Annotated in this window: 16 protein-coding genes and 2 pseudogenes; 9 read left to right on the top strand and 9 right to left on the bottom strand. The window is 64.7% G+C overall.

Translation table 11 applies throughout. From position 1 onward, the window contains the following. Nucleotides 1-474 precede the first annotated feature (474 nt). Nucleotides 475-720, top strand: coding sequence for an H-NS family nucleoid-associated regulatory protein (locus C0Z18_RS25020; protein ID WP_102648140.1), 246 nt, complete (start codon nucleotides 475-477; stop codon nucleotides 718-720). 15 nt (nucleotides 721-735) lie between these two features. On the opposite strand, the gene bluB is transcribed toward C0Z18_RS25020, so the two are convergent. The 3 genes and pseudogenes from bluB to C0Z18_RS33855 form a co-directional block, all read right to left on the bottom strand. Then, a complete protein-coding gene (gene bluB, locus C0Z18_RS25015) occupies nucleotides 736-1,410 on the bottom strand; it encodes a 5,6-dimethylbenzimidazole synthase (RefSeq protein WP_102648139.1) in 675 nt (224 codons plus the stop codon). 191 nt (nucleotides 1,411-1,601) lie between these two features. Further along, nucleotides 1,602-2,540, bottom strand: a pseudogene (locus tag C0Z18_RS25010) (c-type cytochrome); the annotation flags it as partial. Nucleotides 2,541-2,770: 230 nt separating this feature from the next. Continuing rightward, nucleotides 2,771-2,896, bottom strand: a pseudogene (locus C0Z18_RS33855) (cytochrome c oxidase subunit 3); the annotation flags it as partial. Between the two features lie 331 nt (nucleotides 2,897-3,227). Here C0Z18_RS33855 and C0Z18_RS25000 point away from each other — a divergent pair. Further along, nucleotides 3,228-4,526: an Nramp family divalent metal transporter gene (locus C0Z18_RS25000; protein ID WP_102648137.1), complete on the top strand. Its 1,299-nt coding sequence runs from the start codon at nucleotides 3,228-3,230 to the stop codon at nucleotides 4,524-4,526. A gap of 400 nt (nucleotides 4,527-4,926) precedes the next feature. Next, complete coding sequence (locus C0Z18_RS24995; protein WP_102648199.1) at nucleotides 4,927-6,507, top strand: aldehyde dehydrogenase (NADP(+)); 1,581 nt, start codon at nucleotides 4,927-4,929, stop codon at nucleotides 6,505-6,507. A 95-nt stretch (nucleotides 6,508-6,602) separates the two neighbouring features. Here C0Z18_RS24995 and C0Z18_RS24990 read toward each other — a convergent pair whose 3' ends face one another. Further along, the gene (locus C0Z18_RS24990) at nucleotides 6,603-7,205 is read right to left on the bottom strand and encodes a short chain dehydrogenase (protein ID WP_102648136.1); all 603 of its coding nucleotides are present in this window, start codon (nucleotides 7,203-7,205) and stop codon (nucleotides 6,603-6,605) included. Nucleotides 7,206-7,272: 67 nt separating this feature from the next. Further along, complete coding sequence (locus tag C0Z18_RS24985) at nucleotides 7,273-7,740, bottom strand: hypothetical protein (protein ID WP_102648135.1); 468 nt, start codon at nucleotides 7,738-7,740, stop codon at nucleotides 7,273-7,275. A gap of 397 nt (nucleotides 7,741-8,137) precedes the next feature. On the opposite strand from C0Z18_RS24985, the gene C0Z18_RS24980 reads away from it, so the two are divergent. The 4 genes from C0Z18_RS24980 (at nucleotide 8,138) to C0Z18_RS24965 (ending at nucleotide 11,326) form a co-directional block, all read left to right on the top strand. Further along, complete coding sequence (locus C0Z18_RS24980; RefSeq protein ID WP_102648134.1) at nucleotides 8,138-8,374, top strand: hypothetical protein; 237 nt, start codon at nucleotides 8,138-8,140, stop codon at nucleotides 8,372-8,374. A 102-nt stretch (nucleotides 8,375-8,476) separates the two neighbouring features. Continuing rightward, complete coding sequence (epsC, locus tag C0Z18_RS24975; protein WP_102648198.1) at nucleotides 8,477-9,421, top strand: serine O-acetyltransferase EpsC; 945 nt, start codon at nucleotides 8,477-8,479, stop codon at nucleotides 9,419-9,421. Next, nucleotides 9,418-10,251 (top strand): AraC family transcriptional regulator, encoded by an 834-nt coding sequence (locus C0Z18_RS24970; protein ID WP_102648133.1) that lies wholly within the window; start codon nucleotides 9,418-9,420, stop codon nucleotides 10,249-10,251. The genes epsC and C0Z18_RS24970 overlap by 4 nt, the downstream gene beginning before the upstream one ends. 124 nt (nucleotides 10,252-10,375) lie before the next feature. Further along, nucleotides 10,376-11,326 carry a DMT family transporter gene (locus C0Z18_RS24965; RefSeq protein WP_102648132.1) on the top strand — a complete coding sequence of 317 codons (951 nt, stop codon included), beginning with the start codon at nucleotides 10,376-10,378 and terminating at the stop codon, nucleotides 11,324-11,326. A 32-nt stretch (nucleotides 11,327-11,358) separates the two neighbouring features. Here C0Z18_RS24965 and folE read toward each other — a convergent pair whose 3' ends face one another. Continuing rightward, entirely contained in the window at nucleotides 11,359-12,030 is a 672-nt protein-coding gene (gene folE, locus C0Z18_RS24960; RefSeq protein ID WP_102648131.1) for a GTP cyclohydrolase I FolE, read from the bottom strand. A 148-nt stretch (nucleotides 12,031-12,178) separates the two neighbouring features. Here folE and pcaD point away from each other — a divergent pair, with 148 nt between their 5' ends. Beyond that, nucleotides 12,179-12,976, top strand: a complete 798-nt coding sequence (gene pcaD, locus C0Z18_RS24955) for a 3-oxoadipate enol-lactonase (protein ID WP_102648130.1) — start codon at nucleotides 12,179-12,181, stop codon at nucleotides 12,974-12,976. A gap of 33 nt (nucleotides 12,977-13,009) precedes the next feature. Here the strand turns inward: pcaD and C0Z18_RS24950 are convergent, their stop codons facing one another. The 3 genes from C0Z18_RS24950 to C0Z18_RS24940 form a co-directional block, all read right to left on the bottom strand. Then, on the bottom strand, nucleotides 13,010-13,258 hold the full coding sequence (locus tag C0Z18_RS24950) for a hypothetical protein (protein ID WP_102648129.1): 249 nt from the start codon (nucleotides 13,256-13,258) through the stop codon (nucleotides 13,010-13,012). A 163-nt stretch (nucleotides 13,259-13,421) separates the two neighbouring features. After that, entirely contained in the window at nucleotides 13,422-14,747 is a 1,326-nt protein-coding gene (locus C0Z18_RS24945) for an MFS transporter (RefSeq protein ID WP_199189544.1), read from the bottom strand. Between the two features lie 311 nt (nucleotides 14,748-15,058). Continuing rightward, nucleotides 15,059-16,345 (bottom strand): aspartate aminotransferase family protein, encoded by a 1,287-nt coding sequence (locus C0Z18_RS24940; protein ID WP_102648127.1) that lies wholly within the window; start codon nucleotides 16,343-16,345, stop codon nucleotides 15,059-15,061. A gap of 158 nt (nucleotides 16,346-16,503) precedes the next feature. Here C0Z18_RS24940 and C0Z18_RS24935 point away from each other — a divergent pair, with 158 nt between their 5' ends. Then, entirely contained in the window at nucleotides 16,504-16,794 is a 291-nt protein-coding gene (locus C0Z18_RS24935; RefSeq protein WP_233217481.1) for a hypothetical protein, read from the top strand. Nucleotides 16,795-16,797 lie beyond the last annotated feature (3 nt).

Below are 16,797 nucleotides of genomic sequence, written 5' to 3'. Positions count from 1 at the left end.
AGGAATTATTCAATGCATGCGTGAAAACGATTATGAAAGAAATATCGCAATGTCGGTGATCGTACGTTAATCTCGCGTCAAAGCGCCGACTATGCTCCAGCGTCGTTTGCAGCGCGGCCGCGCACGCAGGCATGCGCGAAGGCGCAGGCGGCACGAGCGGCGAGGACAGCGTTCGCAAGCCTGATCAAACGTGTGAGGAAAGCTGCGCCGCAGCGAGGTTGCGCCGGAAGGCGCGTGATCGCGGCGGTTGGAACGTTCCGTGCATGTGAAACGGTACCCTGGCTTTTTGCAGTTTTGCTTTTTGCCGATTTTGTATCGATAATTCAAGCCGACACCGCTTGACCACGATCGTGCGCTGCCTTCCCTGGTACGCGCCCGTGGGCGGCTGCAACCTTTCGACTACGAGTCGAGTATGATTCGGCTCGGGTCAACTGGGGATTTAGCGCCCCGCATCAACCATAACCGGAATCATCGATGGAACAGCTTGAAGGCGAAGCTCGCGAACGGCTGATTCGCTGGCTGCGACGCCGCATGGAAGAATACGGCATTACCGTGGAAGCCGTTGCCGAATCGATTTCCGCCGATAAGCAGGCGGAGCGCCCGATTCTTTATCGCGACGCGATGGGCAACACGTGGGACGGGTACGGGGATCCGCCCGATTGGCTGCGCCGCGCTGTAGCGGCTGGCCAGCAAATGGACTTTTACCGCTGTGAAAGCTGACGCACCGGCGGTGCCTCAGTCATCGTGGGAGGCCGGCGCGGTCGTTTGATCGGCCGGCCAGTGATTTTCGTAGACGCATTCGCCGATCGGCATGCGTTTGGCCCATTGCTCCAGTTCGAGCATCGGCTTCGGATAAAAGCCTTCCACGTGTCCCAGGCAGAGAATCGCAACCGGTTTCGCACCGGGCGGCATTCGCATCAGCGTACGCACTTCGTCGACGTCGAATAGCGAAACCCATCCCATGCCGAGCCCTTCGGCACGCGCGGCAAGCCACATGTTTTGAATGGCGCAAGCCACCGATGCCAAATCCATTTCGGGCATCGTGCGGCGGCCGAATACGTGCCGTTCGCGGCCGTCCATCAGCGCCATGACGAGCAGTTCGCCGCACTCGAGCATGCCTTCAACCTTCAGGCGCATGAATTCGTCGTGCCGCTCGCCGAGCGCATCGGCCGTGCGTACGCGCTCGCGTTCGACCGCACCGTGCAACGCGCTGCGCAGCGCCGGATCGGTAATGCGCGAAATGCGCCATGGTTGCATGAAGCCGACGCTCGGCGCATGGTGGGCGGCATCGATCAGGCGAGCGAGCACTGTCGCGTCCACCGCGCCGCGCACGAAATGGCGCATGTCGCGCCGTTCGTAGATCGCGCGGTACACCGCCGCGCGTTCGTCGTCGTTGAATTGCATCGCCATGACTGGAAGCGGTTTCGAAAGCCGCGTGGATCGCAATACGCGAAGTGTAAAGCGACCGACCGCGTCACGCACCACAAATGCGATTGCATCGCTTCACCATTTCGTGGCTCAGCGTGATTGCGCCCAGCGAACCCTCAATCGCTATTCCCTGCGCCGTGGCCGGTTTCGGGAGTACGCGTTTCGCGTTGTAGGTAGCCGAGCGATTGAGCGTCGGCCACGTGGTTGCCGTTCGCGCTCGTGCGGGCCGGCTGCGCCGACGGGGCGAAGGTACTCGACGACTGTTGCGCCGGCAGGCTCTTCAAATAATGGGCGACGGCAAGCAAATCCGCATCGGACAGGTATTCGGTGCTGTCTTCGATCTGCTCGACCATGCTGCCGTACGCGATATTGCCGTGGGCATGGCCGTTTTTTAGGAAGGCGGCGATATCGGCCTCTCCCATGCGGCCTAGGCCGGAGCCGGGATCGCCCGTCAGGTTCGGCGCGAACCAGTGGTCGTTCACTCCCCCGGTCAAAAAGCGAGCGTCCGATTCGTCATAGCCGCGCTCTTGGTATCCCCACCCGCGCGGCGTATGACAAGCGCCGCAGTGTCCGAGCGATTGAACGAGGTAGGCGCCGCGAGTCCATCGAGGGTCGTCCGGCGAGCGCGACTTGAATCCGCCGCGCGGCATGAAGGCCCACTGCCAGCCATACAGCGTCCAACGCTGGTTGAACGGAAAAGCGACGTCGGCCGGCTCGGTCGGCTTCGCGACCGGCGGGATGCGAAGCATGATGTAGGCGTAGAGCGCGTGCAGGTCGTCGTCCGACATCTTCGAGAATTCGGGGTAAGGCATCGCCGGATAAAGCACCTTGCCGCCCGGGGCGCGGCCGTGGCGAACGGCGCGCTCGAAGTCCTCGTAGGTGTAGGCGCCGATACCGAAACGCGGATCGGGCGTGATGTTGCTCGTCTTGATGGTGCCGAACGGCGAACCCATGCCGAGCCCACCCGCGAAAGGCGCTCCGCCTTGCGTCGCCGTGTGGCAACCGGCGCAGTCGGCGGCCTTGGCGACGTACTCGCCGCGCGCGAGCGTCGCCGCGTCGGCCTGCACGTGCGCCGGGGCGGCCGGCGGTGGGCCGTGGCGCGGGCCGCCCATCGCGATCGCCAGAACGGCGGGCAGTGTCAGCATGACCAAATCGGTTGCCGTGCGTGGCGGCTTTTTCATCGTGTTTGCTTCCCCGATATAAGGCGAGGCTGCGCGCCGAGCGGTAGCCGTTCGTGCGGCTGCGACGTCCTCGGCCCTCGAGCGAGCCATTGCCATGCGACCGTCAGCGCGCCGAGGAGAAAAGCCACGCCGCCCGGCACCCACATGATGAGGCCGCCTAGCATCCGGGGCGCAATGTAGATGACCGCATAGATCGGCAGCCAACTCAATACGACGAAACACCAATACAGTGCGTTTTCGCTCACATCGACGAATCATTTTCCTTCGAACGGCCCCAGATAGAGCAACGCCCGTGAGGAGCGACCGGCACGGCCCTTGCAAGGACATGCGCGCCGCGTGTGTCGACGATCGACGTCAGCGAGCGCCGGAAGCGAGTGGGCAAGGCACGCGGTAGTTTCATTCGACGCCATCGTTGCGCGAAGCGGACGCGATGCTGTCAGCACGATGCATTCCCGATTCTCCGAGCGCGCGGCAGCCGAAAGCGCAAAACGCTGCCAAACTCCATGTGTCAGCACTAGGCGCGAGTAGGAAAGTGGGGTGCGTGCCGCTTCGCCGCTAGGCTCGTCATCGCCGGCGGGCCGGCGCCGCCCTTCTCCGTCTTGAAACGAGGCTTGCCCCATGAACGACACGCCGGTGTCAGAGCGCGAATCCAGTTGGAGTGCGCGTACGACCTCGCGATTGCGCGAAGCGTTGAGCGGTCATCGACGCGGAGTACGTTTTCTGCTGCCGTTTGCCGGTCCGGCCGTCGTCGTCTCCGTGGCCTACATCGACCCGGGCAATCTGGCGACGAACCTGCAAGCGGGCGCCGCATACGGCTATGCGTTGCTGTGGGCCGTCTTATTCGCGAACGGCGCCGCGATGCTGTTTCAAGCGGTGTCGGCGCGGGTCGGCGTCGCGACCGGGGAGAGCTTGGCCAAGCTGTGCGCGCGCAGGTTGCCGCGCCCCGTCGTCTGGGCGATGTGGGGTGTCAGCGAGATCGCGGCGATGGCGACGGACCTGGCCGAATTCCTTGGCGGCGCGATCGGGTTCTCGCTGCTCGCCCACATTCCCTTGATCGCCGGTATGGCGATCACGGCCGTTCTCACCTGGGCTCTACTCTCGCTGCAACGGCGTGGCTATCGTCCAATCGAACTCGCGATCGGCGCGCTCGTGGGTTTGATCGCCGTCGCCTACGTCGCGCAACTTGCGTTCGTGTCCGTCCCATGGCGTCCCGTACTGCAGGGTCTCATCGTGCCCACGATCCCCGATCGCGAGGCGCTGCTCGTCTGCGCCGGCATCGTCGGGGCGACGATCATGCCGCATGCGCTGTTCTTGCATTCCGGACTCAGCGGCGAGCGCATCAAACCGCGCAACGAACAAGAGCGAACGCAACTGGTGCGCTACGCGAACGCGGAAACGATCATCGCGCTGACCGTGGCCGGGCTCGTCAACATCGGGATGGTCATCATGGCGTGCGGCGCGTTTCACGATGGCCATCGCGAGGTCACGGAAATCGGCGCCGCGTATCGCACGTTGACGCCTCTATTCGGCTCGATGGCCGCCGGGCTTTTTTTGACCGCGCTGATGGCGTCGGGTATCTCGAGTTCGGTCGTGGGCACGATGGCCGGTCAGATGATCATGCAAGACTTCCTGGGCCTATCGCTGCCGGTGTGGTTGCGGCGTCTGGTGACGATGGCGCCGAGCTTCATCGTGGTCGCCTGCGGTTTGGGCGTGACGCGCTCGCTCGTGCTCAGTCAAGTGGTGTTGAGCTTCGCGGTGCCGGTTCCGATGTTGGCGCTGATCGGATTCGCGCGGAGCCGCGCGGTGATGGGCGATCATCGCCTGGGGCGCGCGCTGCACATCCTGGCCATTGCCATTTTCGGCGTCGTCGTGGCGATGAACGCCGTGCTCCTCGCGCGGACTTGGCCGTTTGCGTGAACGCGGGTTCTTACGTTGCGCCGTCATGCATCGCCGCCGGCGCAAAGGTGAGCGTTTGCGGGAGATAGCGCCGGTGAGCTTCATGGCCTCGCTCCGCCTCACGTTAGCGGTACAACCGGCTATCGAACCGGCCCTTTCTCGCCTAAAAACCACGCTAGCCGGTTCAGCGCAGGCTCATATGCCGCTCTCGAGTGAGACACTAAGCGCTGTTCGCCTCACTGTGATTCCCCGAAGGTGAGCGTTTTCGGGAGCACTGAATTCCAACATGTGGGCAACCCGGACAGCCTTGGTCTCCTGAGCGAGATTCATGCGATCATCGATAGTTCCGACGTGGCTTCGCCCGTCATCGCCATTGCGACTACTGCCGGACTGCGAGCCGGCTCAATTGGAGAATCCGACGATGCAGATCACGGGAGACATGCTGATCGCTGGCGGCTCGGTGCGCGGTAACGCCGGGACGTTGCGCGCGTTCGACCCCGCCCGTAACGCCGAGATGGAGCCGATCTTCGGGGCGGGCGACGCCGGCGACGTCGATCGCGCGTGCCGGCTGGCGCAAGCGGCGTTCGATCCGTTTCGCCAAGCGCCGCTCGAGACGCGCGCGCGGCTATTGGAGGCTATCGGCGAACGCATTCTCGCGCTCGGCGATGCGCTGATCGAACGCGGACACGCCGAATCGGCGTTGCCCAAGGCTCGTCTCGAAGGCGAGCGGGCACGCACGGTCGGTCAGCTCAAGCTGTTCGCGCAACTGGTGCGCGACGGCCGCTGGCTTGGCGCGACACTCGATTCCGCGATGCCGGAGCGCAAGCCGCTGCCGCGCTCGGACCTGCGCTTGCAAAAGATTCCCGTCGGCCCCGTGGCCGTCTTCGGGGCGAGCAACTTTCCGCTCGCGTTTTCGGTCGCGGGCGGCGATACGGCCTCCGCGTTGGCGGCCGGTTGCCCCGTCGTCGTCAAGGCGCATCCCGCGCATCTGGGCACGTCCGAACTCGTGGGGCGGGCGATTCAAGAGGCCGTGGCCGAATGCGGCTTGCCGGCCGGCGTGTTCGCGCTCGTGATCGGGGCGGGCAATGCCGTCGGTGAAGCGCTCGTCGCTCATCCGGCGATCAAGGCCGTCGGCTTCACGGGATCGCGCGGCGGCGGCATCGCGCTGATGAATATCGCCGCGCGCCGGCGCGAGCCGATCCCCGTCTACGCCGAAATGAGCAGCATCAACCCGTGCTTCGTATTGCCCGGGGCGCTGGCGGCGCGCGCGGAAGCGATTGCGACCGGGTTCGTCGATTCGTTGACGCTCGGTGTCGGGCAGTTCTGCACGAACCCGGGGCTGGTCGTCGTGCTCGACGGTCCGGACCGGCAGGCGTTCGTCGAGGCCGCGTCGAAGGCGCTCGAAAAGAAGGGCGCGCAAACGATGCTGACCGCGGGCATCGCCAGCGCCTATCGCGATGGCGTGGGCAAGCGGGCCGGGGTCTTGGGCGTGACGCAAGTCGGACAAGGCGCGAGCACCGATGCGCAACATGCAGCGTTGCCCGCGCTGTTCGCGACGTCGCAATCGCGCTTTCTCGCCGAAGCGCCGCTCGAGGATGAAATCTTCGGCCCCACGTCTTTGATCGTCACGTGCGCGAACGTCGATGAGATGGTGGAGCTGGCGGAGCATATCGAAGGGCAACTGACGGCGACGCTGCACATGGAGCAAAGCGACGTCGAACTCGCGCGCCGGCTTTTGCCGACGCTCGAGCGCAAGGCCGGACGCATTTTGGCGAACGGTTTCTCGACGGGCGTCGAGGTGGCGCATGCGATGGTGCACGGCGGGCCGTTCCCGGCTACGTCCGATCCGCGTTCCACGTCGGTGGGCACGCTTGCGATCGAGCGCTTCTTGCGGCCGGTTTGCTACCAGGACTTGCCGTCCGAGCTGCTGCCGTCCTCGGTGCAGGACGACAATCCGCTGAACCTTTGGCGTCTACGCGACGGCACGTTCGAGCGCCGTTGAGAAAAGTAGCGGCCGGGTTCGCCGAAGACGGTGCCGACCGTCTTCGGTAGCGGCCCGTTTCGCCTTTCAGGGCGGCTCCGCCGCCTCGGGGGCGCTCAACCGCCTACGCGATAAACCCGGCCCGTTTGCGCGCCTTCCACGCTGCGGCAGTATGCAAGCGCGGCGCGTTGCGCGCTGACCGGTTCGAATCCGCGGAAGTAGGGGCCGTAGGCGTCGAGCGATTCTTCGAGCACGGTCGGGCTGACGAGATTGATGCGCAATCCGCGCGGCAACTCGATCGCGGCGCCGCGAACGAAGCCTTCGAGCGCGAGATTCACCGTGGTCGCATTGATGCCGTCGCGAATCGGCTCGTCGGCCAAGATGCCGCTCGTCAACGTGAACGAGCCGCCGTCGTTGACATGATGCTGAGCCGCCAGCACCACGTTGATCTGTCCCATGAGCTTATCGCGCAGCCCGATCCAAAACTGGTCCGCCGTCATTTCATGAAATGGCCCGAAGTGGAGCTTGCCGATCGTCGTGACGACAGCGTCGACGCGCCCGATTTCATGGAAGAGACGCTCGACGTTCGGTAGGTTCGTTGCGTCGACGTGATAGTCGCCGTGCGACGCGCCGACGGTGACGATCTCATGGCGTTGCTTCAATTGAGCGCATACGGCCCCGCCTAGCGTGCCGCTCGCCCCAATGACCACGATTTTCATCCTCGCTCCTCGATGAACAACCACGCGTGGCACGCCCGCCTCGTCGGGGCGTCAGTGTGTCGGCGCATTATGGGCGCGTATCGAGCCGAATGCGCAAAGGCAGCACGAGTAACACCGCCGCGATCAGCTTGGCCGCCAACTCCAGGGCCGTCACCGATGCACCGAGCGGAAACGCGACCCACTCTTGCGGCAGTAGCGGCGATACGAGGACGATCGACGCGAGGCATAGCGCGACCGTCAGCCAGCGTGCCCAAGCATGGCGCAGCGCGACGAACGCATAGAGCACGCCGACGATTACGCGCGCCGTCAACGCGGCCGCGAGCGACGGCGACACCGGCGCGGCGTTCTCCGCCGGTATCGACGCGAATTGCGCGAGCGGCAGTTCCAGCCAGGCGAGCGCGTAGCTCAGCCCGAGACACGCGAGCGCGATCGAGAATCGCCGGGCCGAGGCGGGCTCGAGCGGCGTACGCCGCGCGCGTAGGGCCTGGCTCACGCGCCGCATCGGGGCGTCGGGTAACGGGTGGCTCGCGTTCATGGTCTGCTCGCTGATAGGTGGGCACGATTCGTCGGCTTGAACTCGAGCCAGCATCGAGCGTGCACACTCGTTCCGCCATCGTATCGCAGCCGCGAACAACTGCAAGTGCGGTGGGTGGGCCGGCGCACGGTTGCGGGGCACGACACGTTCGCGCAAACGGCCGGCGAGAGATGCAAAACCCGTTCCGGCTTCGGCGGGGCTTGGCCCCGCGGCCCGTCCGCCGTGGCGGGCGGAAAAACGGCGTTTTTTTCCATAGAACCGGCGTTCCCTACAGAGTATGATTCGAATCCTGCGAGCCGGCGCCCGTGGTGAAAACGCAGTCAGGCGCTCTTCTCTCGCGGCTGCGCGACGCATCGCACGACGTCGCAGCAAGCGTATTCAGGGAGGCAGGCGACTCATGCATCACCCCGACGCCGCATTCACGCATCGCGGTTACTTGCTCAATTGCGCGCCCGCGAGGGCTGGAGACGGCATGTTTCAGCCGTACGTCGTCATCTCGCGCTCCAGCGACGGAGAGCTCGTGGCGAACCGCTTTTTCCCCAACGATTTGCGTTTTTCCGAGGAAGCGGCGGCGATCGCTCATGCGCGCGATTGGGCGGTGCGCTGGATCGACGCGAGCAGTCTCACCGTTTAGCGCGCAACCGCGCGCGTGCCGCGCGTACAAGACGGAACGAAACGCGGTAATCTCTTCGGATTGTCCGACTTTCGAAGCTGCATCGCCGCTCATTTCATCATCATGTCGAATCCGCTTTCCCGCCATTGGGGCCTCGACCAAATCGTGGCCGAGCTACGCGCCTCGCGCGAAGAGCTGCATCGAACCCGGCATCCGCGCGGCATACGAGCGCTGCCTTCCCGAGAAGCGATCGTCGGCATCGTCGAAAACCTGCGCGCCGTCATGTTTCCGACGCACTACGGCGCGCCCGATTTGACCGACGAAAGCGTCGATTACTACGTCGGGCAGACGCTGGAAAACACGTTGCGGCTGCTTTGCGAGCAGGTGCGCCGCGCGCTGCGGTTTTTGCCCGAGCACGCCGATACGCCGGAACCCGAACTCGAAGTCCGCGCGTTCGAAATCACGCGCGAACTGGGCGCGCAGTTGCCCAGTATCCGCGCGACGCTCGTCAGCGATATTCAAGCGGCTCACGTCGGCGATCCGGCGGCGCAGCACATCACCGAAATTCTGCTGTGCTACCCCGGCGTGCTCGCCGTCATGCATCACCGGCTTGCCCATGCGCTGCATCGGCTCGGTGTGCCGTTACTTGCGCGCTTCATCAACGAGATCGCGCATTCGGCCACGGGTATCGACATTCACCCCGGCGCGCAGATCGGTCCCAGCTTTTTCATCGACCACGGTACCGGCGTGGTGATCGGCGAGACGGCGATCATCGGCGAGCGCGTGCGGCTCTATCAAGCGGTGACGCTCGGCGCGAAGAGCTTTCCGGCCGATGCCGACGGTACGCTCGTGAAAGGACATGCGCGCCATCCGATCGTCGAGGACGACGTCGTCATCTATGCCGGCGCGACGATTCTCGGGCGGGTCACGATCGGGCGCGGTGCCGTCATCGGCGGCAACGTGTGGCTCACGCACAGCGTGGCGGCGGGCACGAGCGTGTCGCAGGGCAACGTACGCGAAGGCGCGCGCGGGGAAGACCCCGAGACGCGGGGACGCGGGCGGCGATGAGTCGCGCCGACGTCGTCATGTATCGGTGCACCGTCGCCGGCGTACAGGCGACGTCGGCGGATACCGCGCGAACCTTTGCGCGCCATTCGCACGACACGTTCGGCGTGGGTCTCGTGCTGCGCGGCGCGCAGCGTTCGGCCAGCGGGCGGGGGCCGGTGCAAGCGCGGGCCGGCGACATCATTACGGTCAATCCCGGCGAGGTGCATGACGGCAGCCCGTTCGACGACCGCGGCAGGGCGTGGCGCATGCTCTACTTCGAGCCGGCGCTGGTGCACGACGTGGCGGGCGAGCTCGGCGCGGCGACGCCCGCGTCGGTCGAACTCGAGCAACCCGTGTTGCACGACGAGGCATTCGCCGCGCGCTTCGAGCGTGGATTCGCCGAGGCGACGGGTGCCGGCGTTACGTCGGAGCGGCTGGCGTGCGACGAGGCGCTGTACATGCTGATGGCCGAATTCGTTCGCCGTCATTCGACGGTGCGCTTGCGTGGGCAGGCCGGCGAAGCGGCCGACGGTACGAGCGCGAGTATCCGCCGGGCGAAGGCGCGCATCGACGACGATCCTTGCGAATCCATCACGCTGACGGGTCTCGCCGCTGAGGCGGGGTTGAGTCGATTCCAGTTGCTGCGCGGGTTCGCGCGCGATACCGGCTTGCCGCCGCATGCCTACCTCATTCAGCGGCGCATTGCGCTCGCCCGGCGTCTCATCGAGCGCGGCTTGCCGTTGGCCGAGGCGGCCGCGGGCGCGGGCTTCGCCGATCAGAGCCATATGACGCGAGCGTTCGCGCGAGCCTTCGGCATTACTCCCGCACAGTACGCGGGCGCGGTTCGTTAGCCGAACCGGCGATTTTCGATTCGCCGATGACCGGGCCTCCGGTCCAGTCCCTGCAATTTCGTTCAAGACCGCTTCTCTAGCGTTCTCTAATCTGCGTCGCATTCCTTTACTTCGGAGCGACGAGATGGGTTCGCGTTTGACAGGCTATCTCTTTTGCGCACTCGCCATGATCGGCGTGGGCAGCACGGTGGTGGCGAGCAAATTGATTGCGCATGGACTGCCGCCGTTCGCGGCTACCGCGCTGCGTTTTGCGATCGCCTTCCCGCTGTTCTTGTTGGCAATGAAACTGACCGGCGAGACATGGCCGCGCGTGAGCCGCCGCGAGGCGTGGCTGCTCGTGTTGCAGTCGGGCTCGGGCAGCGTGGGCTACACCGTGTTGCTGTTGAGCGGCATGCGGCTGACATCGGCCACCGATGCCGGTGTGATCGCCGGCACCCTCCCCGCGGTGGCCGCGCTCGTGGCCATCGTGGCGCTGCGCGAGCGGCCCGGCGCGCTGACGCTGGGCGCCGTGGCATTGGCGACGGCCGGTGTGATCGTCTGCACGGCGCACTCGGGCGAAGCATCGGCGCACGGCGCGGCGGGCGCGCCGGCGCCGATGCTGCTTGGCGATGCCTTCGTTTTACTGGCCGTGGTGTGCGAAGCGCTATTCATCTTGCTCAACAAGCGGCTGAAAACCCCTGTCTCGCCGTTGCAGATGTCGACCGCGATGTCGGGTATCGGGCTTGCGCTGTCGCTCGTGCCCGCGCTGCTCGAGCGGCCATGGACCTTGCATTACGACGGCCTCGCCGTTGCGGGCGTGGTCTATTACGCGCTCGTACCGACCGTCGGTGGATTCCTGCTTTGGTTTGCGGGGGCGGCGCGCATCGCCGGTGCGCAAGCGAGCGCGTTGACCGCGTTCGTCCCGGTTTCCGCGGCCGCATTCGCGGCGGCTGTTCTGCATGAAGCGATCGGCGTTGCGCAGTGGTGGGCGATCGCCTGCGTGCTCGGCGCCGTGTTGCTGATCGCATGCGACGGCGCCCGTTCGACACCGCGCAAGGCCAAGCCGACGCAGGCGGCTCGTGTGCGAATCGGTTAGTACGGAAGACGCGAGCGCGATCCTCGAACGTTTTACACGTTCGGGACGCTCATGCCGTCCGCGTTACCGACGATGGCTAGGAACTCGCGTCGCGTCGAGGGATCGTCGCGGAACGAGCCGAGCATGCGCGAGGTCACCATCTGAACGCCGGCCTTGTGCACGCCGCGCGTCGTGATGCATTGATGGGCTGCTTCGAGAATGACGCCGACGCCCTTCGGCTGCAGGATGTCATTCAACGTATCGGCGATTTGCACCGTCATCTTCTCTTGGATTTGAAGACGCTTCGCAAATGCATCGACGAGCCGTGCGAGCTTGGAGATGCCGACCACGCGATGGTTCGGCAAGTAGGCGACATGCGCGCGGCCGATGATCGGCACCATGTGATGCTCGCAGTAGCTTTCGAAACGAATGTCTTTGAGCACGACCATTTCGTCGTAGCCCTCGACCTCCGAAAACGTGCGGGCGAGGATCTCTCGCGGATCGAGCGCATAGCCTTTGAAAAACTCCTCGTAGGCGCGCACGACGCGGGCCGGCGTGTCGAGCAGCCCTTCGCGAGCCGGGTCGTCGCCGGCCCAGCGCAACAGGACACGCACGGCCTGCTCCGCTTCATCGCGGCTCGGCCGCGCGGGTGCCGCGGACGACGCCTCCGCGTGCTTGCGTGTGCCCGCCCGGCTTGCCTTTTTTTCTCGCGAAGCTTCCTTCATCGCTGACTCCTCGTTCTTTTCGCCCGTACGGCTTGCGCAATGAGAGGCATTGTTTCACGATTTTTCCCGATGCGCCTATGCGGTCCAACGCTGTAGCACAATAGCGCACAGTCGTCCCAACACCTACGATTGCCGAGGAATTGCCGCCATGTCATTCGTCGCCATCAACGGGATACGTCTTCATTACCGCATCGACGGTACGGAGCACAGCGATGCGCCTTGGTTGGTGCTCGCCAACGCGCTTGGCGCCGACCTCACGATGTGGTCTGCGCAGATCGCGGCGTTTTCCTCGCGCTTTCGCGTGCTGCGCTTCGATACGCGCGGGTTGGGGTGTTCCGAAGCCCCGCCCGGTCCGTATACGGTGGACGATTGGTGCGCCGACGCGTTGGGTTTATTCGACGCGCTTTCGATCGAACGGGCGCATTTCTGCGGGATATCGATGGGTGGACTGATCGGTGTAGCACTCGGGGCCCGCCACGGCGACCGTATCGACCGGCTCGTCTTGGCCCATACGGCGGCTCGCCTCGGCAGCGCCGATGTATGGAGCGCCCGAGCGCAACAAGCTCGCGAGCAAGGAACACGCTCGTTGGCCGATGCAACGCTCAAGCGGTGGTTCAGCAGTGCCTTCACCGCGCGCGAACCGCTCGTGCACGCGGCGATCCGCGACGCCTTTGTTCATATGGACGGTGAAGGGTATGCCGGCAACTGCGAGGCGATAGGCGACGCGGACTTGCGCGCCGAGCTTGGGGCGATCCGTGCGCCGACGCTGGTGATGACGGGCCGAGCCGATCCGTCTGTCCCCCCCGACGATAGCCGGGCGCTTGCGCAGGGCATCGAAGGTGCACGCTTCGTCGAACTGGAGGCGCAGCATCTCTCGAACATCGAGCGGGCCGACGAATTCACGCGCACGGTGCTCGGATTTCTCTCGGCACCGACCTCGCCCTGAATGCCGGTTTAGCGGTATGGCGATGCGCGGCCGCTATTCCTCCGCGTCATGCTCGGCTACGAACCGAAGTAGATACGCGCGCAGGGCGGCTTCGAGCGCCCGGTGATCGGCTACGCTTTTCGAGCCGGCTTCGGCTTCCTCGCCGAATAGGCTGGGCGGCGCGTCGCATACCCCCACTTCGAATCCTTCGCGCAGCACGCGGATTTCGTGCGTGGCTTCGAGGTATTCGGCGACCCAATGAATACCTTCGATATGGACACCAGTGCGAACGGGTGCGGTCATCGCGAGCCTCCTCGAATCCAAGTTAGCACTTCGGCTGGCCGCGGAGGGAGGGCGTTCATGCCCCCGTCTCCCGCGTGATGCCAAAAACCACTTTGGAAAAAGAGTACGCCACTCGCGCCGCGAGCGCACGCGCTATTCGGCCGCGTGCGTGCTGCAAGTGCCGTCAGTGGCTGATCGCCTCGAGCGAACGTCCCTTCGTGGACGGGCCGATGAGCATCATGCAGATGCCCACCACCATCGATGCCCCGATGAATACCGCCACGCCCGGTACGCCGTACTTGTGCAGCAATACGCCGATCGCGAGCCCCGCGAAGGCGACCGCCAGCCGGCTCCACGAGTAGACGAAGCCCACGGCACGCGCGCGCACGCGAGTGGGGAACAGCTCCGCTTGATAGCCGTGATACGCGTACGACATGACATTGGACGCGAGCGTGAACAGCACGCCGAGGACGATCAGCAGACCCGGGGCGGACGCTTGCGAGAAGAGCGCGATGACGATGCCCATGATGAGCAGACCGCCGCAGATCTGCGTTTTGCGCTCGATCTTATCGGCAAAGAGCGTGCCGAGCAGCGGACCGAACGGGTTCGCGATCGCGATGATGAACGCGTATTGGAGGCTCGTCGTGACATGCACGCCGCGGCTGATGAGCAGCGTCGGCACCCATGCGGCGAAGCCGTAGAAGCCGATCGCTTGCGCCATGTTGAAGACCGACAGCAAGAGCGTGCGCTTCAGATACAGCGGCCCGAAAATTTCGCGGAACGAGCCGCGGCCTTCCGTTTCGGTGCCGATGGGCTTCGGCGGCGGCAGCTTGATCCCTTTCTCGGCTTCGACGCGGCGCTCGATGTCGGCGACGATGCGCTCCGCTTCGTCCACACGCCCTTGGCGTGCCAGCCAACGCGGGCTTTCGGGCACGTTGCGGCGAATGATCCAGACGAACGCCGCGCCGAGTGTGCCGATCAAAATGACGACGCGCCAGTAGTCGAGTCCGAACGGATGCGTGCCTTTGAGAACGAATGCGAGGAAGGCGACGAGCGGCACCACGCAGAACGTAATGAACTGATTGACCGCATAGGCGCGGCCGCGCTCGCCGCTCGGGATGAGTTCGGAGATGTAGGAATCGATCGTCACCAGTTCCACGCCGATGCCGATGCCGGCGATGAGCCGCCAGATGTTGATGGCTTGGCCCGAGTGCTGGAACGCCATGATCGCCGTGCAGACGACGTACCAGATCAACGACCAGGTGAAGATGAAGCGTCGCCCGAAGCGATCGGCGACGAAACCGAACACGAGCGTGCCTAGCCAGAGACCCGCGAACGTCGCGAAGACGAAGGTGCCGAATCCCGCGACCGCAATCGGCGCGAGTGCCGCGAAAAAGCCCAGCGACTCGGGCTTGAAGAGCCCCGATTGCACCATGCCCGGTGCGACATAACCGGTGAAGAACAGGTCGTAGAACTCGAATACGCCGCCGAGCGATATGAGCATCACCATGGTCCAGACGGTGCGCGACGGCGGCAGGCGGTCGAACCGCGCTGCGATTGCTAAGGATTGCTGATTGGTCATCTTCGCCTCATCGGTTCTTCTGCGTTTTTGTGGCCGAATCCTTTGAGTGCCTATGCGGCCGGCCAAGCCGATCGACGCCCGTTTGGCATGGGCACCCCCGGCACAGCTTGGCATGTGGTTAGTTACTTAACAATGGGTGCGACTACGTATGATTGAATCGACGTGAGGCCGCGCCGAATGCTGCGCCGCGGCGAACCGCGAGCGGCAATTCGGCGTTCGAGCGAGTCGATTTTTTGGAGTCACTGGATCGTTGAGAGTGCTTGACGAACGGTGTCGAAGATGCGGCCGATTTGTTCTTCGCTGATGATAAGCGGCGGTGAAAACGCCAGGATGTCGCCCGTATATCGAACGAGCACGCCCGCTTCGAAGCACTTGACGAATGCCTCGTAGGCACGGGCACCCGGTGCGCCCGGGCGTGATTCGAGTTCGATGCCGGCCACGAGGCCGAGGTTGCGGATGTCCTTTACATAGGGTGCGTCGGCGAGGGCATGCGCCGCTTGCTGGAAGGCGGGCGCCAAATCGCGAGCGCGTTCGAACAGTTGCTCTTTGCGGTAGAGCTCGAGTGTTGCAATGGCCGCTGCACTGGCCACCGGGTGCGCCGAGTAGGTGTAGCCGTGGAAAAGCTCGATCGCGCCCGGCGTGCCGCCTTGGACGATCGTGTCGTGAACGCTCGTGCTCGCTGCGACGGCGCCCATCGGCACGGCCGCGTTGTTGATGGCTTTCGCGAGCGTGATGAGGTCGGGCGTCACCCCGAAATGTTCACTGGCGGTTGCGTGGCCGAGGCGCCCGAAGCCGGTAATGACTTCGTCGAAGATCAGCAAGATGCCGTGTTTCGTGCAGATCTCGCGCAGGCGTTGCAGATAGCCTTGCGGCGGGATCAGCACGCCGGTGGAGCCGGCGACGGGCTCGACGATCACAGCGGCGATCGTGGAGGCGTCGTGCAGGGCGACGAGGCGCTCCAGTTCGTCCGCCAAATGCGCGCCCCAAGCCGGCTGCCCTTTCGAAAATGCGTTGTGTTCGAGATCGTGCGTATGGGGCAAATGATCGACATTGCCGAGCAGCGACCCCGAGAACGTCTTGCGGTTCGGCGCGATGCCGCCGACCGAAATGCCGCCGAAGCCAACGCCGTGGTAGCCGCGCTCGCGGCCGATCAAGCGCGTGCGTTGCGCTTCGCCGCGGGCGCGGTGATAGGCGAGCGCGATTTTCAAGGCGGTATCGACGGCCTCGGAGCCCGAGTTCACGAAGAAGATTCGATCGAGCCCGGCCGGCATCATCTTCGCGACTTCGGCCGCGGCCTTGAATGCGAGCGGGTGGCCCATTTGGAACGTCGGCGCGAAGTCGAGTTCTTCCGAGGCGCTTTTCACGGCGGCGACGATCTCGTCGCGGCAGTGACCGGCGTTGACGCACCAGAGCCCCGCGCAGCCGTCGAGGATTTCGCGGCCGTCATGCGAGCGATAGTACATGCCGCGCGCCGAGGCCAACAGGCGCGGCGCGGCTTTGAACTGACGGTTCGCCGTGAAGGGCATCCAGAAGTTCGAGAGGTCTTCGTTGGAGGTGGGGGAGGTCAAGGCGTGTCTCCTGGGTTGCGGCCGGGTGGGACGGGCGAGTGGGGGTGTCTCCGGTTATCTACTGTAGCGCGCTTGTCGTGGAGCGGTGTGGGTGGGGTGGAAGGCGAGGGCTTAACTTGTCCATCCCGGCAACGCTCTGTGTGCAACCGCTTTCGGCTGTGCAAGCTGCGTCGTCGAGCAGTACCGATCAGAAGGTGGCGATGGCGGGCTTTGCGACGCTGCTCGGCGTTGGTCTAGCTGCGTTGGCGGGCGAGAATGTGCAGGGCGAGCCGACGCGTGCGCAGAACGAGGTGTTGAAGAACACCGATCCGCACGCGGCTGATGCAGCGAAAAATGGTGGTGTGCTGAGCACGCTGGCCGGTGCATTCATTGATGGGATGAATGCGGAGAAAGCTGGGGTGAACTAGGGC

Origin of the sequence: Trinickia dabaoshanensis (genome assembly GCF_002879885.1) — a bacterium.
In the GTDB taxonomy this organism is placed as follows: domain Bacteria; phylum Pseudomonadota; class Gammaproteobacteria; order Burkholderiales; family Burkholderiaceae; genus Trinickia; species Trinickia dabaoshanensis.
This window is presented reverse-complemented; position numbering and strand designations above follow the sequence as displayed.